The sequence below is a fragment of the Ramlibacter henchirensis genome, from assembly GCF_004682015.1.
In the GTDB taxonomy this organism is placed as follows: Bacteria; Pseudomonadota; Gammaproteobacteria; order Burkholderiales; family Burkholderiaceae_C; genus Ramlibacter; species Ramlibacter henchirensis.
In genome coordinates, this window is sequence record NZ_SMLM01000004.1 from 102,292 (window position 1) to 125,729 (window position 23,438).

The window sequence follows — 23,438 nt, forward strand, 5'->3', positions numbered from 1 at the left end:
GAACGTCTTCTTGCCCCTGCACCATCTCGCGCGTCAGCCAAGACCGACGCAATCCTCTCCGCCCCTCCGATAGCGCACAATCCGCGCCGCCCCCAGACTCGGCCCGCATTCACAAAAGACCCGACTCAGGGACAACGAAAAAGATGGATCACGTCGAACAACTCCAGCGCTGGGGCGCCGCCCACGGCGCCGCGCGAGAAGCCGAACGCGCAGCCGCCCAGGAAAACGGGCCCACTCGCCAGCAACTGCAACAGGACGCGCGCCTCCTGCGCGAACGAGCCGACCGGCTGCACGCGGAGGTCTACCGCCAGCTCGGTCGCAGCCGCGGCCGTCCCGCTGCCCACTGAGGCGTCAGCTGACCCCGCGGCCTTCGTCGTTGCGGGCCTGCGCCACGCTGCCGCCCGCCGGCACGTCGTGCGTCACCCACACGTTGCCGCCGATCACCGCGCCCTTGCCGATCGTCACGCGGCCCAGCACCGTCGCACCGGCATAGATCACGGCGTCGTCTTCCACGATCGGATGGCGCGGAAGGCCCTTGGCGAGGTGGCCGTCCTCGGCCATCGGGAAGCGCTTCGCGCCCAGCGTGACGTTCTGGTAGAGGCGCACGCGCTCGCCGATCACAGCCGTCTCGCCGATCACGACACCCGTGCCGTGGTCGATGAAGAAGCCCTTGCCGATGGTCGCACCCGGGTGGATGTCGATGCCCGTGCGGCTGTGCGCGATCTCGGCCACGATGCGCGCCAGCAGCGGCAGGCCGAGGCGGTACAGACGGTGCGCCAGCCGGTGATGGATCATGGCCAGCACGCCGGGATAGCACAGCAGCACCTCGTCGACGCTGCGCGCGGCCGGATCGCCCTGCCAGGCGGCGAGCACGTCGGTGTCGAGCAGCCGCCTGATATCCGGCAACGACTGCGCGAACTCGCGCACCAGCGCCGACGCGCGAGCGGGCGTGCCGTCCGCGCCGTTTTCGGAATGGCGCGCCGCGTGGCGCACCTCCAGGCACACCTGCGCATGCAGCGCCCGCAGCGCGGCGTCGAGCGTGTGGCCGACGTAGAAGTCCTCGGTCTCGTTGCGCAGGTCGGGCGGGCCCAGGCGCATGGGGAACAGCGCGCCCTTGAGCTGGTCGACGATGCGCTCCAGCGCCTGCGGCGACGGCAGTTCGCGCCCGCCGTTCTCGCGCGAGCGGCCCTGCGAATCGCGCCATTCGCCGCGCGCGGTGCGCAGGCCCTGCACGAGTTCGGCGATGTCGAAGCTGGTCATGGTGCGGGAATCCGTTGAGGTCGGGATGCCGCGAAGATACCGGAGAAGCAGCGCACCCACCGGCGGTACGGGCAAGCGCTAGAGTCGCGGAATGTCGAGCTGCCCGCGCCCGCCCCGCTGATGGACTACGTGCTGGTGCTGGCCTTCGGCCTTCTGGGCGGAACGCTGGGCGGCATCGTCGGCACCGGCTCGTCGATCGTGCTGATGCCCGTGCTGGTGCTGGCCTGGGGCCCGGTGGAAGCGGTGCCGGTGATGGCCATCGCCGCCTTCCTGGGCAACCTGGGCCGGGTGGTGGCCTGGCGGCGGGAGGTGGACTGGCGCGCGGCGGGCGCCTTCTGCATCGCCGCCCTGCCGGCCGCGGCGCTCGGCGTGCGCACGCTGCTGGCGATCCCGGAAGGCGTGGCTGAAACCGCCCTGGGCGTCTTCTTCCTCGCGATGGTGCCGGCGCGGCATCACCTTAGGCAACGCGGCTGGCGGTTGTCGATCCTGCAGCTGGCGGTGCTGGCCGCGCCCTTGGGATTCCTCACCGGCATCGTGGTCTCCACCGGGCCGCTGCAGGTGCCGCTGTTCACCGCCTACGGTCTCGAACGCGGCGGCCTGCTGGGTACGGAGGCGCTGGCCTCGCTGGCCGTGTACGCGGCCAAGATCGCCACCTTCGCGGCCTCCGCCGCGCTGCCGGGCAAGGTGGTGCTCGAAGGCCTGGTGGCCGGCTCCTCGCTGATGGCCGGCAGCTTCATCGGGCGGCACGTGGTGCTGCGCCTCTCGCAGGACACCTTCCGGCTGCTGATCGACGGCCTGCTCGTGTTTTCAGGCCTGGCGATGCTCGTGGCGGCCCTGCGCTGAGCAGGGGCCAGCCCCCAGGCAGCGGCCGTCACTCCCAGGACCCGCAACGCGTCGGCTCGCACGCGAGCCGCCTACTTGCGCGTGTAGATCTGGTCGAACGACCCGCCGTCGGCGAAGTGCTCGCGGCCGGCCTTGTCCCAGCCGCCGAAGGCCTGGTCGATGGTGAACAGGTTCAGTCTCGGGAACTGGTCGGCGTACTTGGCCTGCGCCTTCTGCGAAACGGCCGGCCGGTAGAAGTGCTTGCCGGCGATGTCCTGTCCTTCCTCGGAGTACAGGTACTGCAGGTAGGCCTCGGCGACGGCCCGCGTGCCCTTCCTGTCGACGTTGCGGTCGACCACGGCCACCGCGGGCTCGGCCAGGATGGACAGCGAGGGCGCGATCACGTCGAACCTGGTGCCGAACTCCTTTTCCAGCAGCCAGGCCTCGTTCTCCCACGCGATCAGCACATCGCCCTGGTTGCGCTGCGCGAACGTGATGGTCGAGCCACGCGCGCCCGTGTCCAGCACCGGCACGTTGCCGTACACGCGGGCGACGAACTCGCGCGCCTTGGCGTCGCCGCCGTACTTGCGCTTCGCGTACTCCCAGGCCGCCAGGTAGTTCCAGCGCGCGCCGCCCGAGGTCTTCGGGTTCGGCGTGATCACGCTGACGCCCGGCCGGGCCAGGTCGTCCCAGTCCCTGATGCCCTTGGGATTGCCCGCGCGCACGACCAGCACGATGGTCGACGTGTAGGGCGAGGAGTTGTGCGGCAGGCGCTTCTGCCAGCCTTCCTGGATCCAGCCGCCGTTCTTCACGACCGCATCGGTGTCACCCGCCAGCGCGAGCGTGGCGACGTCGGCGTCGAGGCCGTCGATGATGGACCGCGCCTGCTTGCCCGAGCCGCCGTGCGACTGCTTGATGGTGACGTCCTGGCCGGTGCGCGCCTTCCAGTGCTTCTGGAAAGCCTGGTTGAACTCGACGTACAGCTCCCGCGTCGGGTCGTACGACACGTTCAGAAGCGTCACCGCCGCGGGCTTCTGCGCGATCGCGGGCAGCGCCGCAACGAGGGCGCCGGCCAGGGGAATCTTGATAAAGTCGCGGCGAAGGCTCATGGAAGGTCGCTCCTGTTTTTCCAGTTCAATGGATGGGGCGCATTCTTCGGGGCCCGCAGCGAGAAGGGAACGACCGAGTTCTCACTTGCATATCCGCATAAGCTCATACGACGAAAGCAAGCCGTGGCGCGTACCGTCAACTGCATCAAGCTCGGCCGCGAAGCCGAAGGCCTGGACTTCCCGCCCTATCCGGGCGAACTCGGCAAGCGCATCTACGAGAACGTGAGCAAGGAGGCCTGGCAGGCCTGGCTGAAGCACCAGACCATGCTGGTGAACGAGAACCGCCTGAACCTGGCCGACCAGCGCGCACGCGAGTACCTCAAGCGCCAGATGGAGGCGCACTTCTTCGGCGGCGGCGCCGACGTGGCGCAGGGGTACGTGCCGCCCAGCGCCTGACGCGCGTCCCGTGGCCGAGCGGGTCGACTGGTCGCCGGACGGCACGCCACGCAGCCCGCGGTTCGGCGACGTCTACCACGGCGCCGGCGGGGCGCTCGACCAGGCCCGGCATGTCTTCCTCGCCGGGTGCGATCTCCCTGCCGCGTGGGCCGGCCGCGAACGCTGGCACATCCTCGAGACCGGCTTCGGCCTGGGCCTGAACTTCCTGGCCGCCTGGCGCGCCTGGAAGGACGACCCGCAGCGGCCCCGGGTCCTGCATTTCGTCTCGATGGAGGCCTGGCCGGTCGCGGCCGAGGACATCCTGCGCGCATCCGCGCAGGCGCCCGAGGTGCAGGACCTCGCGCGTGAACTCGCCACGCGCTGGTGGGGCCTGGTGCCGGGCTGGCATCGCCTGCAGTTCGACGGCGGCCGCGTGCTGCTCACGCTGTGCGTGGGCGACGCGAAGCGCATGCTGGACGAGCAGTCGTTCGCGGCCGATTCGGTGTTCCTGGACGGCTTCGATCCGCAGTGCAATCCGGCGATGTGGGAGCTGGCCACGCTGAAGTCGGTGGCGCGATGCTGCCGGCGGGGCACGATGGCGGCGACGTGGACCGTCGCGGGCCAGGTGCGGCGCGACCTGCAGCAATGCGGCTTCCGGCTTGAGAGGGTGCCGGGGCTGCCACCCAAGCGCGAGCGCCTGCGGGCGACCTTCGATCCCGAGTGGGCCTTGCGGCGTCCCGCGCGTTCCCGGCGCGAGGCACCCGGGACTGCGCTCGTCGTCGGCGGTGGGCTGGCCGGAGCGGCTGCAGCGGCCAGCCTGGCGAGGCGCGGCTGGCGCGTGCAGGTGCTCGATAGTGCGAACGAACCCGCTTCGGGCGCGTCCGGACTTCCCGCGGGTTTGCTCGCGCCGCACACCTCGCCCGACGACAACCTGCTCTCGCGCCTCTCGCGCGCCGGCATTCGCATGACGCTGCAGGAGGCCGGGCAGAGGCTGGTCGACGGCCGGGATTGGGAGCGAACTGGCGTGCTGGAACGGCGCGAAGCGGATGCGCGGGTGCCGGCTCGGTTGGGGTCGTGGGAAGGAGACTGGCAGCACCTCCTCGAAGGCGGTTCGCTCTGGCATGCGGCTGCGGCCTGGGTGCGGCCCGGCGCGCTGGTGCGCGCGTGGCTCTCGGAACCGGGCGTCGAGTGGCGGGGCGGGGTCCGCGTCAACGCGTTTTTGCAGCGGGAAGGCCGCTGGTGCGCGCTGGACGATGCCGGCGAGGCACTGGCTTGCGCCGATCTCGCCGTCGTCGCCGCCGCTCTCGGTTCGGCCGAACTGCTCGACCAGCGTCTCACGTTGAATCCCGTCCGAGGCCAGGTGAGCTGGAACCTGCACGACGGGGCTTCGGCTCCCCACGAGCCGCCCCGCAACGGCCACGGCCATTTCCTCCCCGACGTCCCGCTGCCCGAAGGCCGCGCCTGGCTCACCGGGTCGACTTACGGACGGGGCGAGCTGTCACTGGAGCCGCGTGCCGAGGACCAGCTGGCGAACCTGGAGCGGCTGCAGGTCCTGGCCCCGGAAGCCGCCGCCCGGATCGAACCGCAGTTCCGCGGCGGCGCCGTCCGCGCCTGGGTGGGCGTGCGATGCGCCTCGGCCGACCGCCGGCCGCTGGTCGGCGAACTGGCGGCGGGCCTGTGGGTCAGCACGGCGATGGGATCGCGGGGGTTGACGTTCACGGCGCTCTGCGCGGAGTTGCTGGCTGCACGCCTGCACGGCGAGCCGCTGCCCCTGCCGGTGCGGCTGGCCGCTGCGCTGGCCGCCCAGCGGGCAGCTAGAGGCTCTGCAGGAGCGCGGTGAGCCTGACGGGATCGACCGGTTTTTCCAGCAGGATGGGCTGGCGGCCCAGCAGCGAGCGCGCCTTCTCGGCCGCGGACAGGCGCGGCTTGGTGACGATCAGGCAGGGGATGCGCCGGTCGATCTGGGCCAGCTGGCGCAGCAGTTCACGCCCGCCCGACTTCCCGGGCAGGGCATGGTCGATGACCGCGACGTCGTAGCGGTGCTTGCGGGCGAGTTCGAGGGCATCGCCCGCGGTCTCGGCCTCGTCCGCGAGCGTCAGGTCAGCCAGGGACATCCGCGCGCGGATGTAGAGCCGCTCGGCGCGATCGGCATTGGCGATCAGAGCCCGGCGCACGCCCGGCTCGGTCGGGGCTTGCGAGGGCGGGACCGAGAAGTCGAAATCAAGGTCCAGGCTCAGTTCCAGGTCCGGCGGCGGCATGGACAGCTGGTCCATGGCCGCGATCACGGCCGGCCAGTCGATCGGCCGCTGGAAGCTGCGCCAGGCGCGGGCGGGCGGCCTGTCACCGACCCACACCATCCGCACGCCTTCGTTGCTGGGCAATTCGAACTCGACCAGCGCCTCGTGCGAGTCGCTGTCGATCAGCGCCACGTCGGGGGTCGCGCCGCAGTCGGGGGTCCAGAGGGCGTAGCGCGTCTGGCGCTCTTCGGACAGGCGAAACAGCGTGTTGAGCGCATGCCGCTCGACATCGCTGAACCCGACCACCTTGACGAACAACTGCTCCATCCGCTCCTCGACCTGTCCAGCCATTATCAGCGCGTACCGTCGAGCTGAAAAGCGGCTTATCCGAACTTTCACGTCCAACGCGCGGAAAGCCGCGCCAGGCCTCGCGCATATGCATATCCGGATAAGGCGCGAAGAAAAAAATAGTTTGGATCCATAAGGGCCCTCCGTAGAGTCGCGGCCCATGTATCAATACACCGAGTTCGACAGGGAGTTCGTTCGCGCGCGTGCGGCCCAGTTCCGGGACCAGCTGGAGCGCTGGCAGGCGGGCACGCTCACGGACGAGGAGCTGCGGCCGCTGCGACTGCAGAACGGCTGGTACATCCAGCGTTACGCGCCGATGGCGCGCATCTCCGTGCCTTACGGCGAGCTGTCCAGCGCCCAGCTGCGGGTGCTGGCCAAGGTGGCGCGCGAATACGACGTGCCGGAACCGGCCCTGCTTCAGGACGCGCAGGAAAAGCAGCTGTCGCTCGGGCCCGTGCCGATCCCCGGCACCAGCCGCGAGGTCGTGTCCAAGCTGAAGTACGGCTACGGCCACTTCACGACCCGCACCAACGTCCAGTTCAACTGGATCCCGATCGCGAAGGCCGCCGACGTCATGGAGCTGCTGGCGAGCGTGAACATGCACGGCATCCAGACCAGCGGCAATGCGATCCGCAACATCACCACCGAGGCGCTGGCCGGCATCGCGGTGGACGAGATCGCCGACCCGCGTCCCTTCGCGGAGATCATCCGCCAGTGGGCCGCGCTGCACCCGGAATTCGTCTTCCTGCCGCGCAAGTTCAAGATCGCCCTGAACGGCGCCCGGGAAGACCGCGCGGCGCTGGGCTGGTACGACATCAGCCTGCAGGCGCTCAGGAACGAGGCCGGCGAACTGGGCTTCAAGGTGCTGGTGGGCGGCGGCATGGGCCGCACCCCGGTGATCGCCACCGTCGTGCGCGAGTTCGTGCCGTGGCAGCACGTCCTGAGCTACCTCGAGGCCTGCATCCGCGTCTACAACCAGTACGGCCGGCGCGACAACATCTGGAAGGCGCGCATCAAGATCCTCGTGAAGTCCGAGGGCCAGCGCTACATCGACAAAGTCGAAGAGGAATTCCGCCAGATCCTGGAGATCGACGGCGCGCCGCACACGATCACCCAGGCCGAGTACGACCGCGTCGCTGCGCAGTTCGTCGCGCCGGAAATCAGGCGCGAGCCCCGCGCCGCCGCCGCCGAGCGGGTGCACGAGATCATCCGCGCCGACGCCGAGGCCGACCCGCAGTACGACCGCTGGCTGCAGCGCAATGTGCTGCCCCACCGCAACCCGCAGCTGCGCGCCGTGGTCCTGTCCTTCAAGCGCCTGGGCCAGAACCCCGGCGATTGCACGGCCGAACAGTTCGAAGCCTGCGCGGACCTGGCCGATCGCTTTTCCGCCGGCGAGGCGCGCGTCACGCACGAACAGAACCTGCTCCTGCCCTGGGTCCACCAGGACGACCTGCCGGAGCTGTGGGCCGCGGCCCGCAAGCTGGGGCTCGCGCGCCCGAACATCGGCCTGATCACGGACATGATCGCCTGCCCGGGCGGCGACTTCTGCTCGCTGGCCAACGCGCGGTCGCTGCCGATCGCCGAGGCGATCACCGAGCGCTTCCAGGACCTCGACGAGGAATGGGACATCGGCGAGATCGACATCAACTTCTCCGGCTGCATCAACTCCTGCGGCCACCACCACGCCGGCCACATCGGAATCCTCGGCGTCGACAAGGACGGCAAGGAGTGGTACCAGATCACGCTGGGCGGCGGCGACGGCTCCCATGCCGGCGGCCCGGCCGCGCCCGGCAAGATCGTCGGCCCGTCCTTCGCCAAGGAGGAAGTGGCGGGCGTGATCGAGGCCCTGGTCGACACCTATCGCAAGCTGCGGCAGCCCGCCGGCGACGGCCGGTCGGAAACCTTCATCGCCACCTTGAGGCGCGTCGGCCATGACCCCTTCAAGGCCGCCGCCAACGCCGCCCGCTTCGTGGAAAAGGAAGTCGCGTGACCGATCGACTGATCAAGATCCTGCAGGCCGGCGAGGCGCAAACCGAACCCGGAGTGAACGTCCTGGCGGTCGCCAACGACGCCGACGTGACGGAACTGCCGCTCGAAGGCGTGGACCGGATCGAGCTGAGCTTCCCGAAGTTCAGCGACGGCCGGGCCTACAGCCAGGCCTACCTGCTGCGCCGCCGCCGCAAGTTCGCGGGCGACATCCGCGCCACCGGCGACGTGCTGATCGACCAGCTGGTGCAGATGCAGCGCACCGGCTTCTCCAGCGCGGTGCTGAAGGAAGGCAAGGACATCGGCGAGGCCCAGCGCCAGTTCGATCGCTACTCCGCCTTCTACCAGGGTGACCTGCAGCAGCCGCCGCATTTCAGGGCCGCCGCCTGATGGGTGCGATCGAGTTGCACGCGCGGCCGTCCAGGGACTACACCGCGAAGCTGGAACAGACGCAGGCGCTGCTGATGCGCGCCGCGGCGTCGTTCTCGCCCCTCACTCAGGCGTCGAGCCTCGGCGCCGAGGACGTGGTGATCACGCACCTGATCAACCAGCTGGAGCTGGACATCCCGGTCTTCGTGCTGGACACCGGCATGCTGCATGCGCAGACGTTGGAGCTGCTGGATCGCCTCAAGGCGAGCTCGCGCGCGCCGGTGCGGGTCTACCGCCCGGTCCAGGAATCCGTGGTCCAGTTCGTGCGCCGCGAGGGCGCCGAGCCGATGTACCGCAGCATCGAACTGCGCAAGGCCTGCTGTCACATCCGCAAGGTCGAGCCGCTGCAACGCGCCCTGGAAGGCCAGCGCGCCTGGATCACCGGCCTGCGCCGCGAACAGTCCACTGCTCGCGCTGACGTGCCGCTGCAGGACTCGAGCGAAGCGCGGGCCAAGTTCAACCCGCTGGCCGAGTGGACCTGGGGCGACGTCTGGCACTACATCGCGACCAACGAGGTGGACTACCACCCGCTGCACGACGAGTTCTATCCCAGCATCGGCTGCGCGCCCTGCACGCGGGCGATCAGCCTGGGCGAGGACTTCCGGGCCGGGCGCTGGTGGTGGGAGGACGAGGCCGCGAAGGAGTGCGGATTGCACGTGAAGAACAAGGAAGGAGCGGCCGCATGAACGCCCGCGTCGAACCGCAACTGCTCACCCGGCTGTCCAGCAGCCACCTGGACGCGCTCGAGGAAGAGGCCATCTTCGTGCTGCGCGAAGTGGCCGCTTTCGAGCGCCCCACCCTGCTGTTCTCCGGAGGCAAGGATTCGTTGGTGCTGCTCCGGTGCGCCGAGAAGGCCTTCGGAGTCAATGGAGATGGAACCTTCGGTTCCGGCCGCATCCCGTACCCGCTGCTGATGATCGACACGGGGCACAACTTCCCCGAGGTGACGGACTTCCGCGACCGGCGCGCGGCCGAACTCAAGGCCGACCTGATCGTGCGCAGCGTCGAGGACTCCATGCGCCGCGGCACCGTGCGCCTGGCCCATCCGGGCGAGTCGCGCAACGTGCACCAGTCGGTGACGCTGCTGGAGGCGATCGAGGAATTCCGCTTCGACGCGCTGATCGGCGGCGCGCGGCGCGACGAGGAGAAGGCGCGCGCCAAGGAACGGGTGTTCTCGCACCGCGACAGCTTCGGCCAGTGGCAGCCCAAGGCGCAGCGGCCGGAACTCTGGACGCTGTTCAACACGCGCCTGCAGCCCGGCGAGCATTTCCGCGTGTTCCCGATCTCCAACTGGACCGAACTGGACGTGTGGCAGTACATCGAGCGCGAGAACATCGCCCTGCCCTCGATCTACTACGCGCACCAGCGCCAGGTGATCGAACGCAAGGGCCTGCTCGTGCCCGTGACCGAACTCACCCCGCCGCGCGAAGGCGAGCAGGTCGTCACCCGAACGGTGCGCTTTCGCACCGTCGGCGACATCACCTGCACCTGCCCGGTGGCCAGCCCGGCCGCCAACGCGAGTGAAGTGGTCGCCGAGACCATCGCCGCCGACGTGAGCGAGCGCGGCGCAACGCGCATGGACGACAAGACCTCGGATGCGTCGATGGAGAAGCGCAAGAAGGAAGGGTATTTCTGATGGATGCGAGCACCCTCGCCCAGCCCGTACGCCAGCCCTCCGGCGACCACGACGCGGCCCTGCGCTTCATCACCTGCGGCTCCGTCGACGACGGCAAGAGCACGCTGATCGGCCGCTTGCTCGTGGACAGCAAGGCCGTGCTGCAGGACCAGCTCGCGGGCGTGCAGCGCTCGGGCGAGACCGACCTGGCGCTGCTGACCGACGGCCTGACGGCCGAGCGCGAACAGGGCATCACCATCGACGTCGCCTACCGCTACTTCGCCACGCCGGCGCGCAAGTTCATCATCGGCGACGCGCCCGGCCACGAGCAGTACACGCGCAACATGGTCACGGCCGCCTCCAGCGCCGATGCGGCCGTGGTGCTGGTCGATGCCACCAAGCTGGCCTGGCAGGACGCGGACCTGAAGCTGCTGCCGCAGACGCATCGTCACTCGCTGCTGGCGCACCTGCTGCGCGTGCCTTCGATCGTGTTCGCGATCAACAAGCTCGACGCGGTGCAGGACCCCGCCCTGGCCTTCCGCCACATCTCGGCGGCGCTCGGCCGGTTTGCGCAGAGCGCGGGCATCGAGCCGCGTGCCGTCGTGCCGGTCTCCGCGCTGAAGGGCCACAACGTGGTCGAGGCCGCGCCCGGCTGGTGCGGCTACGCGGGACCGTCGCTGCTGCAGCTGCTGGAGACCTTGCCGGTCACGCAGGCCGAGACCGCCGAGCCGTTCTCGTTCCCCGTGCAGTGGGTCGAGAAGTTCTCCGGCTCGTCGGACACGAGCCAGGGCCGCCGGGTGTTCTGGGGCCGCATCGCCACCGGGCAGGTGCGTCCCGGCCAGGCCGTGCGCGTCATGCCCTCGGGCCAGACCGCCACCGTGGCGCAGGTGCTGGACGCCGTGCGCCGCCCGCGCGACATCGGCGCCGGCCACAGCGCGGGCATCGTGCTCGACCGCGAGGTCGATGTCTCGCGCGGCGACTGGCTGCTGGCCACCGATGCGCCCGAAGCCGTGCGCGAAGTGTCGGGCACCGTCGCCTGGCTAGACGACGAGCCGCTGCTGCCGGGCCGCGTCTACTGGGCGCTGCATGGCCACCGCTGGGTCAAGGCGCGCGTGCGGCGCATCGGGCACCGGCTGGACATCCAGACGCTGGCGCAGCAGCAAGCGACGCAGCTCGAAGCCAATGCGATCGGCCAGGTCGAGATCACGCTGCAGGAGCCGCTGGCAACCCGCCCCTTCGAGCGGGCGCGGCTGCCAGGATCGCTGGTGCTGGTGGACACCGCCACGCATCGCACCGCGGGAGCGCTGCTGGTGCGCTGAGCCGGATACCTGCCCCTTGAGGCTCATCTCCATAGCGTCCGGAGGGACCCGGGAGCAGCCGTAAAATTCGGGGTTTTCCCCAGCGCACACGCGAAGACAACATGACCCACGTCGTCACCGAACAATGTATCCGCTGCAAGTACACCGATTGCGTGGACGTCTGCCCCGTGGACTGCTTCCGGGAAGGGCCGAACATGCTGGTGATCGACCCGGATGAGTGCATCGACTGCGCCGTGTGCATCCCCGAGTGCCCCGTCAACGCCATCTATGCCGAAGAGGACGTGCCGGCCGACCAGATGCCGTTCATCAAGCTGAACGCCGAGCTGGCCCAGGCGACGGGCTGGAAAAGCATCACCAAGCGCAAGCCCGCGCTGCCGGATGCGGACGAATGGAAAGACAAGCCGGGCAAGATGTCCGAGCTTGTCCGCTGAAAAGAATATGGAACCGAGACTCAGCCAAGAAGTGATCAAGACTGCCGCCGAGCATGACGGCCCCATCGAAACCGACGCGGTGATCGTCGGGGCCGGGCCCGTCGGCCTCTTCCAGGTCTTCGAGCTGGGCCTGCTGGAGATCAAGGCGCACGTGATCGACTCGCTCGCCTATCCCGGCGGGCAGCCGATCGAGCTTTATCCCGACAAGCCCATCTACGACATCCCGGCGATCCCGGTGTGCACGGGCAAGGAGCTCACCGACGCGCTGCTCAAGCAGATCGAGCCCTTCGGCGCCACCTTCCACCTGGGCCAGACCGTCTCGGTGCTGGAGCGGCAGGACGACGGCCGCTTCTTCGTGCAGACGTCCAAGGGCACGCAGTTCCTGACCAAGACCATCTTCATCGCCGCGGGCGTGGGCGCCTTCGAGCCGCGTACGCTGAAGGTCGACGGCCTGGACAAGTTCGAGGGCTCGCAGCTGTTCTACCGCGTTCGCAACCCGTCCGACTTCGCGGGCAAGAACCTGGTCATCGTCGGCGGCGGCGACTCGGCACTGGACTGGACGCTGAACTTCGCGGCCGAAGGCCCCAACAAGGCCGAGAGCGTGATCCTTATCCACCGCCGCGACGGCTTCAAGGCCGCGCCCGCATCGGTGGCCAGGATGAGGGAGTTGTGCGAGCAGTACGAAATGCAATTCATCGTCGGCCAGGTCACCGGCTACGAGGAAAAGGACGGCCGCCTCACCGGCGCCAAGGTCACGGGATCCGACGGCGTGACGCGCGTGGTGCCGCTGGACATGCTGCTGGTCTTCTTCGGCCTGTCGCCCAAGCTCGGACCGATCGCCGACTGGGGCCTGGACATCGAGCGCAAGCAGCTCGTGGTGGACACGGAAAAGTTCTCCACCAGCATCCCGGGCATCTTCGCGGTCGGCGACATCAACACCTATCCGGGCAAGAAGAAGCTGATCCTCTCCGGCTTCCACGAGTGCGCCCTGGCCGCCTTCGGCGCCGCGCCGATCATCTTCCCCGAGAAGGGCAAGATCCACCTGCAGTACACGACCACCTCGCCGAAGCTGCACAAGGTGCTGGGGGTCGAGACACCCGTCTTTGATTGAGGATCTGCACGCGATGAAAAAAGGGCGCCTCGGCGCCCTTTTCTTTTCAGGGTCGATCACTCCGGGATGCACCCAAGCCAGAGCCCGGAGCGCTACGCTCTGCCTGACTTTCGCTCTATCACAACGTGCTATAGACCATCCAGACTGCTTGCCGCAGGAACGATCAAGGAGATCTGCAATGAAGGATGCCAGCCAGAAGAAGGACCGGGTTCTCGGCGAGATGCTGGAGATGGCCGCCGAGCTGAGCCGGCACGGCCTGCTCTCCAAGGAGGACCTGCTGCAGGTGAGCGCGCTGTGTGAAACGCCTCCGGTCTACACCGCCGGCAAGGTGGCCGACATCCGGATCAACAAGGCGCGAATGAGCCAGGCGGTGTTCGCCGAGGTGCTCAACGTCAGCGTGTCCGCCGTGCAGAAGTGGGAGTCGCCCCAATCCGGAAAGCATCCGACCGGGGCGGCCGCCCGCCTGCTGCAGGTGATCGAGAAGAAGGGCGTTGAAGCCATCCTCGCGATCTGATCCGGGACGACCAAGTGCGTGTCAAAGCAGGAACGGCTTGCCCGTGACAGGCGTTGTCGCCACCGCCATCTCCTGCCTGGCCATCACCCCTGCTTCCCAGGCGATCCGGCCGGCCTCCACCGCGAGCTTGAAAGCGCGGGCCATGGCCACCGGGTCGTGCGCTTGGGACACCGCGGAATTCACCAGCACGGCGTCGTAGCCGAGTTCCATCGCCTGCACCGCATCGCGCGGCGAACCGATGCCGGCATCGACGACGAGCGGCACGCCAGGCAGCCGCGCACGCAACGTCCGCAGCGCCGAAGGATTGAGCAGTCCCTGCCCCGAGCCGATCGGCGCGCCCCAGGGCATGAGGATGCGGCAGCCGGCGTCGAGCAGGCGGTTGCAGGTGACCAGGTCGTCGGTGCAGTACGGGAAGACCTCGAAGCCGTCGCGCGCCAGTTCGCGTGCGGCCTCCACCAGCTCCCAAGGGTCGGGCTGAAGCGTGTACTCGTCGCCCACGACTTCCAGCTTGATCCAGTTCGTGTTGAACATCTCGCGCGCCATGCGGGCCAGGGTCACGGCCTCGCGTGCCGTCGTGCAGCCCGCGGTGTTGGGCAGCAGGTGCGCGCCGGTTTCCTGGATCAGACGATAGAAGTCGCCGGGCTCGCCGCCACCGGACAGCTGGCGTCTCAGCGCGACGGTGATGACCTGGGTGCCGGAAGCGCGCACCGCCTCGCGCAGCACCTGCGGCGAGGGATAGCCGGCGGTGCCGAGGAAGAAGCGGCTCTCGAGGTCGCGGCCGCCGATGGAGAAAGCCATGGTGTCAGCCTCCGGTGATGGGTTCGAACGTCAGCACGATGTCGCCATCGCGCAAGGTGCGCTGCGCGCGGTGGTCGCGCGGCACGAAGTCGCCGTTGACCGCGGTGGCCAGCGATGCCGGCGGGCGGCCGAGCGATTCCAGCAGGCCGGCGAGGGTCTCGCCTTCGCGCAGCTGCAGCCGCTCCCTGTTCAGTTGGATCTCGATCATGCAAGGCACTCCAGGGCCGACTCCACGAGGCCGGGCGCGATCAGCCAGCCGTGGCGGAACAGGCCATTGATGCGGACCAGCCCGGGGGCGTGTTCCAGCAGCGGTTGATTGTCCGGCAGCGCCGGACGCAGGTTGCTTTCGGTGTGGACGATGCGCGCCTCGGCCAGCGGCGGCAGGATGCTGCACGCCGCCGCGAGCAGTTCCACCGTGCTGCGCACCGACACGGGCGAGCGGTCCTCACCCTCGATCTCGCTGGCGCCCACCACCACGATGTCGGGCTCGCGCGGCACAAGGTACACGCGATGGCGCGCATGCAGCAGCCGCACCGGCCGGCGCAGGCCCAGGCCGGGGGCCTGCAGCCAGAAGATCTCGCCGCGCACGCCGCGCACCGGAAGCTGCGGCCGCGCGCCGAGGCCGCGCACGTCGAAGACCCAGTCGTAGCGCTCGTCGCCGGTCGCCGTCCTCAGGCATCGCGGCAGCACTTCCGAAACGGAGCTGCTCCAGTGCCACGTGGTGTCGAGCGCGCCGGCCTGCAAGGCCTGCATGGCCTGCACGGTGTGGATCTGCCCTTCGCCGGGCAGCAGCCAGGCATGCAGCCCGGCCTTCAACGAAGGTTCGAGCTGCGCGAGTTCCTTCGGCGCGAGGTCCTGCGCCTGGTGCCCGGCCGGCGCCTTGCGGGCCAGCAGGTCCACGACACGCCGCGCGGCGCCGAGGTCCTCGCGATGCGCGACCAGCAGGCTGCCATCGCAGCGGAATTCCACGGGCTGCGGCAGGCGGCGCAGGATCCCGGGCCAGAGCTCGATCGAGCGCTGCCCCCAGCGGAACACGCGCTCGTCGGCGGTTTCGAGTTCGGCCAGGGGGCTCAGCATGCCGGCCGCGGTCCATCCCGTTGCGCCGCGCTCCTGCGGCCCGGAGGCCGGATCGTGCACATGCACCTCGTGCCCCGACGCGCCGAGCTGCACGGCGAGCACGCGGCCAAGCAGGCCTGCGCCCGCGACGCCGATGCGCAGGCGCGACGTCATGCGTCGGCCTCCAGCGAGGGATGCGGCAGGCGCGGCGCGGCTCGCGGATCGTGTTCGGCGCGCCCTTGCGCGAAGGCCTCCTGCAACGCCGGCACGGTCCGCCGCGGATCGTCGCCCAGACCGCGCAGCACGCAGACCGCGGATGCGCCGGCGCGCGCGGTTTCGCGCACCTGCCGCGCATCGAGGATGCCGCCGATCGCCACCACGGGGCAGCCGGCCTCTCGCGTCCACCAACCGAGGTTGTCCAGTCCCTGCGGACGCCAGGGCATGTCCTTGGTCGTCGTCGGCCACACCGGGCCGCAGGCCACGTACGCCGGCGCGAGCGAACGGGCGCGGCACAGCTCCCACACGGCATGCGAACTCACGCCCAGGGCGAGCCCGGTGGCGGCGAATTCGCGCAGGCCGCGCTCGCCCAGGGCGCCGAGATCCTCCTGGCCCAGGTGAACCGTGCTCGCGCCGAGTTCGGCCGCGAGGCGCCAGTGGTCGTTGATCCAGAGGGTGGCGCCGGCATCGCGGGCCGCGGCGAGTCCGTCGCGCAGCGACTGCCGCAGTCGAGCGTCCCAGGCTGCGTCGGCATCGGCCGGCCGCTTGATGCGCAGCTGGGCCATGGCGATGCCCGCGTCGAGCACGCCACGGAGCAGATCGAGCGAACCGACGATGGCATAGATGCCGTCGACCGGCGCTCGCGCACCGAGCGGTTCGGGCACTGCGTCGCCCCAGCCCAGGGTCGGCAAGCGCGCGTCGTCCCGCCGCAGCGCCAGCAACGCGGCATCGGCCGCGACGAAGCCGTCGGCCAGGAAGCGGGACCAACGTAGTGCGACATCGTGTGAACCGACTGAGCCCCCGCGGACTTCGCCGCGCGCATGCGGCGCGTCGAGCCACGCGGATTCGCCTTGCAGCAGCAGCACCGCACGCGCGCCCGCATCCCGCAATGACGCGGCGAGCGCAGGCTTCGCAACCCCTGCACTCGCGCCGGCGCGTGCCCGCGCTTCATCGACCGTGAGCTGCTCGATCGGAGCGCCTGGTCCGCGTGCAAGCAGCAGGCAAGTGCGATCAGGCACCGTCATCGCATCACCCTCCCGCCATCGACGATCAGCACCTGGCCGGTGATGAAGCCGCTCGCCGGTGACGCCAGGAAGACCACCGGTCCTGCCACGTCCCCGGGTCTCGCCAGCCGGCGCAATGGCGTCGCCGCCATGATCGCTTCGCGGAACGACGCGCGGGTCGCTTCGCTGCCCGCCGTCGGATGCACGAGGCCGGGCGCGACGCAGTTGACGCGCACGCCCTGCGGCCCAACCTCGGCCGCGAGCTGGCGCGAGAAGCCCACCAGCGCCGACTTCGCGGTGCCGTAGTCGTGGTACGGCACGACCGGGTCCTCCACCAGGTCGCTCACGAGGTTCACGATGGCGCCCTGCGCGCGCAGGCGCAGGTGCGGCAGCGCGGCCTGGCAGACGTGGAACGCGGCGCCGACCGAGCCTTCGAACTGCCGCAGGTAGTCGGGCCAGCCGAGGTCGGCGAAGGTCGCGCGCCGCTCCGGGTCGAACGCGTACGGCGCGAAGGCGTTGTTGACCACCGCATCGAGTCGGCCGAACTCCTGCACCGTGCGCTCCACCAGCGAGCGGGCCTGCTCCGGGACGGTCGCGTCCGCCTGCAGCGCGAGCGCGTCGCCGCCGGCTTCGCGGCAGGCCTGCACCACGGCCTGCGCTGCATCCGCCTGGCGCAGGTAGTTCACGGCGACCGCCGCGCCTTGTGCGGCGAATGCCCGGGCGATGGCCGCGCCGATGCCGCGCGATGCGCCCGTGACCAGCACCACCCTGCCCTTCATGTCCATGCCTTGGTCCTTCAATGTCCGGGCAGCAGGTCGGTCGCGACCACCTGCGCCATGTCGAGCCGCTGCTTGACGAGGCCGAGCTGGCGGTACACGTCTGCCGCCCTCTGCAGCGACGCGACATCCATCGCGCCGAGGCCCTGCCGTTTCGTCAGGTCCGAGACGCTCGCGGCATTGCGCAGCCGGATCACCTCGAGGTTGAGTGCAGGATCGCTGCCGTCGATGGCGCGCCGCGCGGCCACGGTCGCGGCCTCCTGCGGCTGCGCCAGCATCCATGCCGCCGCATCGCGGTACGCGCGCACGAAGCGGCGCAGCACGTCCTTGCGGGCGCGCAGAGTTTCCTCTCGTACCACGAACAGGTCGCTCGAGACGTTGAGGAACTGGCCGACTTCGATGACCTCCACCTCGCCCAGCCCGCGGCGGCGGCCGACCAGCAGGCCGGTGTCGGTGGCCGCGGTCGCATCGACCTGGCCCTGCAGCAGCGGCGCGAAGTTCAGCAGGCCAGTGACGACGATGGTGACGTCGGATTCCGTCAGCCCCACCTGGTGCAGCAGCAGTTGCAGGTTCTGCCGCGTCCCGCTCGCGAGGCTGTAGACCCCGATGCGCTTGCCCTTGAGGTCCGCCGGGCCGCGAATGCCGCTCTTCTTGAGCGACACCACGTTGAACACGTTCTGCGGATAGATGTCGTAGATGGCCCGCAGCTTCTCGCCCTTGTCCAGCGCCGCGAACAGCGAGCCGGGATCGGTGAACGCGACATCGGCCTGGCCGCTCAGGATGTTTCGGATCGCGTCGCCTCCGCCCGCTCCGGGCACGTACTCCAGCGCCACACCCTGCGAGCGGTAGAAGCCCTTTTCCTCGTCCACCAGCAGCGGCGTAACTTCCGTAATGGGCTTGCTCCAGCCGGCCACGACGAGCCGGTCGCGTTGCTGCGCGATTGCGGCGGCGGGCAGCAGGCCGAGGGCGGCGAGCGCGAGGAGGTGTCGGCGCGAAGTCATCATCGTTCTCATGGTTGGTAGGGACGCAGCAGGCGTCGTTCGAGCAGCAGGGTGGCCTGGTAGGCCGCGAGGCCGAGCAGGGAGACGAGGACCAGCACCGCGAACATCAGCGGCGTGTCCATGCTCCCTTGCGCGGCGATGATCAACGCGCCCAGCCCCTGGCTCGCGCCGATGAATTCGCCGACAACGGCGCCCACGAGCGCCAGCACGACAGCGATGCGCAGGCCCGCCAGGATGGAAGGCAGCCCGGTGGGCAGCTTCAGGCGCAGGAGCGTCTGGCGCCGGCTCGCGCCCAGCAGCCGGAACAGCTCCAATCGCTCCGGCGGCACCTGCGCCAGGCCGGTGAGCGTGTTCTCCATCAGCGGGAAGAAGCAGATGAGCGCCGTGATGACGACCGTGGAGGTCAGGCCGAACCCGAACCAGACGACGAACAGCGGCATGAGCGCGAGCTTCGGGACCACCTGGCTCACGACGACATAGGGCATGAGGATGCGGCGCAACGCGGGAAGCTCGGCCAGAAGCACGCCGGCGCCGAATCCGAACCCGCAGCCCACGGCCAGTCCGAGCAGCAGCTCGACGCCGGTGGCACGCAGGTGCGGCCAGAAGTAGCCGCTGGCCAGGCCCTTCCACAAGGATGCGACGACGGCGCTGGGCGGCGGCAGCACCAGCGCCGACAGCGCGAAGGCGCGCGCGCCCGCTTCCCAGAGCGCGAGCAGCACGACCAGCAGCAACAGCCCGGCGGCGCGTTTCATGCGGGCACCTCTTGCATGCCGAGCGCCTCGCGCACACGCGCGCACGCCGCGCCGAAGGCACCGCTGTCTCGTACGCGGGCATCGCCCTCGATCGCGAATGTGCGCACAAGGCAGCCGCCCGCCAACACGGACACTCGATCCCCGAGGAACACCGCCTCTCCGATGTCGTGCGTTACGAAGAGCACCGTGGTTCCGCGGGAACGCGCCAGGCGCAGCAGGTCGCGTTGGAGCTCCTCCCGCGTGATCGCGTCCAGCGACGCGAAGGGTTCGTCGAGCAGCAGCAAGTGCGGCTGCAGCAGCAGCGCCCGCGCGAGCGCGGTCCGACTTTGCTGGCCGCCCGAGAGCTGGCGCGGATAGCGGTCCGCGTATGCGGTGAGGCCGAGCTGCGACAGCAGCGCGGCGCACGCAGCGCGGTCCTGCGCGCCCGGGCGCCGCTGCAGGGACGCGGGCAGCAGCACGTTGTCGTTCACGCTCAGCCAGTCCAGCAGCGTCGGCGCCTGGAACACGAATCCCAGAGGCGTTCCGCCCGGCGAAGGCACGCCTTCCAGGAGCACGCGGCCCTGCGTCGGCGCAAGCAGGCCCGCCGCCAGTTTGAGCAGGCTGGTCTTGCCGCAGCCGCTGCGGCCCACGAGGCAATGCACTTCGCCCGTCGCCAGCGACAGATCGACGCCCTGCACCACGGGCCCATGGCCGGGGTAGGCAAAACCGACGCTCTCGAATCGGAGGAAGCTCATGGACGACCCTCCTGCCAACTCGGCTCCAGGCGGTCGGCCGCGGCCTCGGCGGACTGCTCGATCTCCACCATGCGCACCAGGTCCGCCAGGTTGAAGCGGCCGTCGTGGTGCCACCCGGCCTCGGGCTGCGCCATGCCGCCGATCGGCGCGATGCGCGTGACGCCGGCTTGCCCGAGCAAGTGGCCGAGCCGGAACAGCTCCTCGGACGTGGTGGCGAGGCCCGCCGTCTGCAGGAAGGCCCCATGCGGCTCGAGCTGCGCAACCACTTCGTCGAGTGAATCGACGGCGCTGACCGCCAGCGAGCGATGGCCCGCCGTCGGCGCGAGCGGCTGCGGGGTGTCGCGGAACACCACGGACCAGCCGGAGCCCTCTCCACCCAGCAGCTCGCCGCCTGGTGCACCGAGCGCCTGCCATTCGGCGGCCTGCCGCCAGTCGGCCAGCGCCGCCGCCTCTTCCAGCGAAAGCGCACGAGGCGGATGGCGGTGCGACAGGTTGGCCAGTTCCGCCGCGAGATACTGCGCGAACTCTCGCGGCTGCACCGCGCCGCCGCGTTCGACGTAAAGCACGTGGGGCGAGTAGCAGCCCTGCTGCTCGTATCGCACCATGTCCAAGGCGGCGAGGCGCGCTGTGGCCGGGCCACGCTGACGGTCGAGCGCCGCGCGGCCGACCATCGCCAAGCCGATCTTGTGGCCGTAGGCTAGGAAGCGCGTCGTCACCGGCAGCTCGTCGCGCACTGCGCGCAGGGCGGCGTTGCCACCGTAAGCCAGCACCGTGTCGGCTTCGCCGTACAGCGCCTTCGCGGGACCGGCCTGCCCGCCCTTCCACCAGACCATCGCCAGGCAGTCGGCCAGCGGCGGATGCACTTCGGCCAGCACGCGCGCTGCCACGCTGGCGAAGACCGGCTCCGCGCTCGGCAGCTTGCCGACGTTACCCGCTTTCACGAGCAGGCCGCAGACCAGGCTCCACAGCGGCAGGCCCGGGACGTTGCCCGCCCACAGGTGCGCGAGCAGCGCCGGCCCGAACGCGCGAACCGAGCCGCCCTTCGTCGCCGGCTGGAAGCCGTCCAGAACCTTGGGATTGGGGAAGTCCTGCGCGAGGAAGCGGCGCAGCTGCGGCGCGCGGAAGGTGTGCAGGTAGCTGGTCAGGCCGAGCCGAACCATCTCGGCATCGCAGCCGGTGACGATGGGCAGCAGCTCGTCGAGCTCGCGGCGCGCCGGATCCTGCGGATCGAGCAGACGGGCCACGGCGCGCGCGACGATGTCGATGATCTGGTCGACGTACAACGGCTGCAGCCTGTCGCGCGCAGCCTGACGCACGCGGCGGGACAGCGCTGTCAGCGCAGCTTCGTCCAGCAGCGGCACCTCGATCGCAACGCGCCGGCCGTGCGCCTCGAACGGCAGCACGTGCCAGTCCACCTGGCCCGCATCGAGGCCCGGCAGGTGGCCGGCGCGCCAGCGCTGCTCGTTCATGGCCGCGCCGCCTCCAGGAATTCCTGCACCGCGAGCGAACAGCCCTTGGCCTCGGCGCCCTCGACGCGGCCCAGCAGCAGGAACCCACCATCCACCGCGACACCCATGTCCTCGGTGAGGATCGCCACGGCCGAATTGAAGTTGGCCAGGTCGCAGTGGGCGAGAACGCCCCGTTCGCCAGGAGGGCGTTCGCGGCCGGTGAGCGGATCCAGCACGCGGGTGCGGATCCAGTGCGGCCCCGACTTGACCGACGGCACCACGGCATTGCCCGCGTCGTAGAACTGCGAGCTGAGCTCGGTCATGCCGTACATGTTGATGCACAGGTTGCGTGGCACGCCGAAGGCACGCGCGAGAGCGTCGTAGAAATCGTCCGGAGGCAGCTCGCGCGCCTGGCCCTTGTAGCCGCCGGTGTCGAGCAGGCGGCTGCCGGGCGGGAGCTGGAAGGCAAGCCCGCGCGAAGCCATTGCATCGAGCAGGTGCACGAAGCTAAAGGTGGCGCCGAGCACCGCCACCGATTCGCCACGCTCCACGGCTTGCTTGAGCGCGTCGCAGAACCCATCGACAACGAGGCCGTGCTTCGCGCTCACCCACGAGCGGCTGCCTTGCGTGCCGAACGTGCGAGCGGCGAGGGAGAGATAGCGCGCGAGCGAGGAGTTCGGAAGTTCCTTCTCATCCGGGAACAGTGTCAGCATCGGCGTGCGCTCCCGCGTGTGCATGAAGCGTTGCGCGAAGTTGCGGCGCATCGACAAGTCCCACAGCTCGATGGTCGGATGGTGGTTGCGGCCCTTGACGTCGGCGCGCGTCGTGCCGCTCGTCATGAATACGCGCTCGCATTCGGCGGGCGACATGCAGCTGAGCGTGGTCTCCTTGAAGCCGCTGATCGGCACGGCCGGTATGTCGCGCCACCCGCTCACGCGCCGCGGTGTGACACCGCGCCGCTGGCAGAAGCGGCGGAACGTCTCGCCATGCTCGTACTGGAAGGCGAACACCTCGGCCGCCATGGCGTCGAACTCCGCATCGGTGCAGCCCTCCTGGCCAACGAAGACGAGCAGCCGCTCCACGAGCCGCTGCATGGGCTCGGGCAGGTGCCGGCTCATGGCAGCGGCCTCAGTTGCATCGGCACCGGTGCATGGGCGTGGTTGAGCGGGCCGCTGCCTGCGCCGGTGCGCACTTTCGCGCCCGCCTCGAGCGCGGCCCGAACATAGGCGCGGGCGCGGGCCACGGCGTCCTCCAGACCGGCCCCGAGCGCGATCCACGCTGCGATCGCGCTGGACAGCGTGCATCCGGTTCCGTGGGTGTTGCGCGTGGGAATGCGCGGGTCGCGGAACCAGCGGGGCGGAGCGCCTTGCACGAGCAGCAGGTCGCTGACCATCTCCCCTTCCAGGTGGCCGCCCTTGAGCAGGACCGCGCGCGCGCCCATCCCAAGCAGCTGCTGCGCAGCGGCCTCCATGTCGGATTCATTGCGAAGCGGCCGGTCGACCAGCATGGCGGCCTCGTCGAGGTTGGGCGTGACGAGCAGGGCGCGCGGGAAAAGTTCGCGCACCAGCGAAGCCACGGCTTGCCGATCGATCAGCACCGCGCCGCTGGTGGCCACCATCACGGGATCGAGCACCACCTGGCGCAGCCCGTGCCGGTCCAGCGCCGCGGCCACGGTCTGCACGGTGGGCGCCGAGTGCAGCATGCCGATCTTCACGGCGTCGATGCCGATGTCCTGCGCCACCGCGTCGATCTGGTCGGACAGGATGTCGAGCGGCACGGCGTGGATCGAGCGCACGCCCAGCGTGTTCTGCGCCGTCAACGCGGTGATCGCGCTCATGCCGTAGCAGCCCAGCGCCGAGAAGGTTTTCAGGTCGGCCTGGATGCCGGCGCCGCCGCCCGAGTCCGAGCCGGCGATCGTCAGCACGCGCGGATAGCGCATGGTCGTCGCGACGCCGTTCATGGACGGCTCCGCGGAGATGAGGCAGGCGGGGACATCGGACCTCCTTCGGTGGCTGCTGGCCGCTGCTCCGAAGGACGGTCGCCCCCGGCTGTGGAGCCGCGGGCTGGTGCTCTTCTTACGCCGGTCTGAACCGGTTC

26 protein-coding genes are annotated in these 23,438 nt (G+C 69.9%); 12 read left to right on the plus strand and 14 right to left on the minus strand.

The genetic code is table 11. The annotated features are described in order from the left end of the window. Nucleotides 1-143 precede the first annotated feature (143 nt). Nucleotides 144-347: a hypothetical protein gene (locus tag EZ313_RS21820; RefSeq protein WP_135265439.1), complete on the plus strand. Its 204-nt coding sequence runs from the start codon at nt 144-146 to the stop codon at nt 345-347. 4 nt (nt 348-351) lie between these two features. On the opposite strand, the gene epsC is transcribed toward EZ313_RS21820, so the two are convergent. Then, nucleotides 352-1,260 carry a serine O-acetyltransferase EpsC gene (epsC, locus tag EZ313_RS21825; protein WP_135265440.1) on the minus strand — a complete coding sequence of 303 codons (909 nt, stop codon included), beginning with the start codon at nt 1,258-1,260 and terminating at the stop codon, nt 352-354. A 120-nt stretch (nt 1,261-1,380) separates the two neighbouring features. Between epsC and EZ313_RS21830 the strand changes: the two genes are divergently transcribed. Further along, nucleotides 1,381-2,103 (plus strand): sulfite exporter TauE/SafE family protein, encoded by a 723-nt coding sequence (locus EZ313_RS21830; protein WP_135265441.1) that lies wholly within the window; start codon nt 1,381-1,383, stop codon nt 2,101-2,103. A gap of 71 nt (nt 2,104-2,174) precedes the next feature. Here the strand turns inward: EZ313_RS21830 and EZ313_RS21835 are convergent, their stop codons facing one another. Further along, a complete protein-coding gene (locus EZ313_RS21835; RefSeq protein ID WP_135265442.1) occupies nt 2,175-3,191 on the minus strand; it encodes a sulfate ABC transporter substrate-binding protein in 1,017 nt (338 codons plus the stop codon). Between the two features lie 123 nt (nt 3,192-3,314). Here EZ313_RS21835 and EZ313_RS21840 point away from each other — a divergent pair, with 123 nt between their 5' ends. Together EZ313_RS21840 and mnmC are read left to right on the plus strand one after the other, a co-directional pair. Further along, nucleotides 3,315-3,587: an oxidative damage protection protein gene (locus EZ313_RS21840; protein ID WP_135265443.1), complete on the plus strand. Its 273-nt coding sequence runs from the start codon at nt 3,315-3,317 to the stop codon at nt 3,585-3,587. Between the two features lie 10 nt (nt 3,588-3,597). Beyond that, complete coding sequence (gene mnmC / locus EZ313_RS21845; RefSeq protein WP_135265444.1) at nt 3,598-5,406, plus strand: bifunctional tRNA (5-methylaminomethyl-2-thiouridine)(34)-methyltransferase MnmC2/FAD-dependent 5-carboxymethylaminomethyl-2-thiouridine(34) oxidoreductase MnmC1; 1,809 nt, start codon at nt 3,598-3,600, stop codon at nt 5,404-5,406. Here mnmC and EZ313_RS21850 read toward each other — a convergent pair. Then, a complete protein-coding gene (locus tag EZ313_RS21850; protein ID WP_167772696.1) occupies nt 5,381-6,154 on the minus strand; it encodes a response regulator in 774 nt (257 codons plus the stop codon). The genes mnmC and EZ313_RS21850 overlap by 26 nt on opposite strands. A 157-nt stretch (nt 6,155-6,311) precedes the next feature. On the opposite strand from EZ313_RS21850, the gene EZ313_RS21855 reads away from it, so the two are divergent. The 8 genes from EZ313_RS21855 (at nt 6,312) to EZ313_RS21890 (ending at nt 13,556) form a co-directional block, all read left to right on the plus strand. After that, the gene (locus EZ313_RS21855) at nt 6,312-8,141 is read left to right on the plus strand and encodes a nitrite/sulfite reductase (RefSeq protein ID WP_135265446.1); all 1,830 of its coding nucleotides are present in this window, start codon (nt 6,312-6,314) and stop codon (nt 8,139-8,141) included. A gap of 11 nt (nt 8,142-8,152) precedes the next feature. Then, nucleotides 8,153-8,527 carry a DUF934 domain-containing protein gene (locus tag EZ313_RS21860; RefSeq protein WP_135265669.1) on the plus strand — a complete coding sequence of 125 codons (375 nt, stop codon included), beginning with the start codon at nt 8,153-8,155 and terminating at the stop codon, nt 8,525-8,527. Then, nucleotides 8,527-9,252, plus strand: coding sequence for a phosphoadenylyl-sulfate reductase (locus EZ313_RS21865; RefSeq protein WP_135265447.1), 726 nt, complete (start codon nt 8,527-8,529; stop codon nt 9,250-9,252). The genes EZ313_RS21860 and EZ313_RS21865 overlap by 1 nt, the downstream gene beginning before the upstream one ends. Further along, nucleotides 9,249-10,202, plus strand: a complete 954-nt coding sequence (gene cysD / locus EZ313_RS21870; RefSeq protein WP_135265448.1) for a sulfate adenylyltransferase subunit CysD — start codon at nt 9,249-9,251, stop codon at nt 10,200-10,202. Before EZ313_RS21865 ends, cysD begins: the two co-directional genes overlap by 4 nt. Further along, the gene (locus EZ313_RS21875; protein ID WP_135265449.1) at nt 10,202-11,500 is read left to right on the plus strand and encodes a sulfate adenylyltransferase subunit 1; all 1,299 of its coding nucleotides are present in this window, start codon (nt 10,202-10,204) and stop codon (nt 11,498-11,500) included. Before cysD ends, EZ313_RS21875 begins: the two co-directional genes overlap by 1 nt. 101 nt (nt 11,501-11,601) lie before the next feature. Then, nucleotides 11,602-11,931: a ferredoxin FdxA gene (fdxA, locus tag EZ313_RS21880; RefSeq protein WP_135265450.1), complete on the plus strand. Its 330-nt coding sequence runs from the start codon at nt 11,602-11,604 to the stop codon at nt 11,929-11,931. 7 nt (nt 11,932-11,938) lie between these two features. Then, nucleotides 11,939-13,042, plus strand: a complete 1,104-nt coding sequence (locus EZ313_RS21885; protein ID WP_135265451.1) for an NAD(P)/FAD-dependent oxidoreductase — start codon at nt 11,939-11,941, stop codon at nt 13,040-13,042. 178 nt (nt 13,043-13,220) lie between these two features. Further along, nucleotides 13,221-13,556, plus strand: a complete 336-nt coding sequence (locus EZ313_RS21890) for a helix-turn-helix domain-containing protein (protein ID WP_135265452.1) — start codon at nt 13,221-13,223, stop codon at nt 13,554-13,556. A 21-nt stretch (nt 13,557-13,577) separates the two neighbouring features. On the opposite strand, the gene EZ313_RS21895 is transcribed toward EZ313_RS21890, so the two are convergent. Genes EZ313_RS21895 through thiD form a run of 11 tightly spaced genes read right to left on the minus strand, consistent with a single transcriptional unit; the run spans nt 13,578 to nt 23,301 of the window. After that, a complete protein-coding gene (locus tag EZ313_RS21895) occupies nt 13,578-14,354 on the minus strand; it encodes a thiazole synthase (RefSeq protein ID WP_135265453.1) in 777 nt (258 codons plus the stop codon). Nucleotides 14,355-14,358: 4 nt separating this feature from the next. Continuing rightward, nucleotides 14,359-14,562, minus strand: a complete 204-nt coding sequence (gene thiS / locus EZ313_RS21900; RefSeq protein ID WP_135265454.1) for a sulfur carrier protein ThiS — start codon at nt 14,560-14,562, stop codon at nt 14,359-14,361. After that, nucleotides 14,559-15,584 carry an FAD-dependent oxidoreductase gene (locus EZ313_RS21905; protein WP_205960461.1) on the minus strand — a complete coding sequence of 342 codons (1,026 nt, stop codon included), beginning with the start codon at nt 15,582-15,584 and terminating at the stop codon, nt 14,559-14,561. Before EZ313_RS21905 ends, thiS begins: the two co-directional genes overlap by 4 nt. Continuing rightward, nucleotides 15,581-16,651 (minus strand): thiamine phosphate synthase, encoded by a 1,071-nt coding sequence (locus EZ313_RS21910; protein ID WP_135265455.1) that lies wholly within the window; start codon nt 16,649-16,651, stop codon nt 15,581-15,583. The genes EZ313_RS21905 and EZ313_RS21910 overlap by 4 nt, the downstream gene beginning before the upstream one ends. Continuing rightward, nucleotides 16,648-17,415, minus strand: coding sequence for an SDR family oxidoreductase (locus EZ313_RS21915; protein ID WP_135265456.1), 768 nt, complete (start codon nt 17,413-17,415; stop codon nt 16,648-16,650). Before EZ313_RS21915 ends, EZ313_RS21910 begins: the two co-directional genes overlap by 4 nt. An 11-nt stretch (nt 17,416-17,426) precedes the next feature. Beyond that, on the minus strand, nt 17,427-18,407 hold the full coding sequence (locus EZ313_RS21920; protein WP_135265457.1) for an ABC transporter substrate-binding protein: 981 nt from the start codon (nt 18,405-18,407) through the stop codon (nt 17,427-17,429). Nucleotides 18,408-18,415: 8 nt separating this feature from the next. Beyond that, nucleotides 18,416-19,159: an ABC transporter permease gene (locus EZ313_RS21925; protein WP_135265458.1), complete on the minus strand. Its 744-nt coding sequence runs from the start codon at nt 19,157-19,159 to the stop codon at nt 18,416-18,418. After that, nucleotides 19,156-19,893 (minus strand): ABC transporter ATP-binding protein, encoded by a 738-nt coding sequence (locus EZ313_RS21930; RefSeq protein ID WP_135265459.1) that lies wholly within the window; start codon nt 19,891-19,893, stop codon nt 19,156-19,158. Before EZ313_RS21930 ends, EZ313_RS21925 begins: the two co-directional genes overlap by 4 nt. Next, on the minus strand, nt 19,890-21,362 hold the full coding sequence (locus tag EZ313_RS21935; RefSeq protein ID WP_135265460.1) for an acyl-CoA reductase: 1,473 nt from the start codon (nt 21,360-21,362) through the stop codon (nt 19,890-19,892). The genes EZ313_RS21930 and EZ313_RS21935 overlap by 4 nt, the downstream gene beginning before the upstream one ends. After that, nucleotides 21,359-22,459 (minus strand): LuxE/PaaK family acyltransferase, encoded by a 1,101-nt coding sequence (locus tag EZ313_RS21940; protein ID WP_240788745.1) that lies wholly within the window; start codon nt 22,457-22,459, stop codon nt 21,359-21,361. Before EZ313_RS21940 ends, EZ313_RS21935 begins: the two co-directional genes overlap by 4 nt. Continuing rightward, a complete protein-coding gene (gene thiD / locus EZ313_RS21945; protein ID WP_135265461.1) occupies nt 22,456-23,301 on the minus strand; it encodes a bifunctional hydroxymethylpyrimidine kinase/phosphomethylpyrimidine kinase in 846 nt (281 codons plus the stop codon). The genes EZ313_RS21940 and thiD overlap by 4 nt, the downstream gene beginning before the upstream one ends. Nucleotides 23,302-23,438 lie beyond the last annotated feature (137 nt).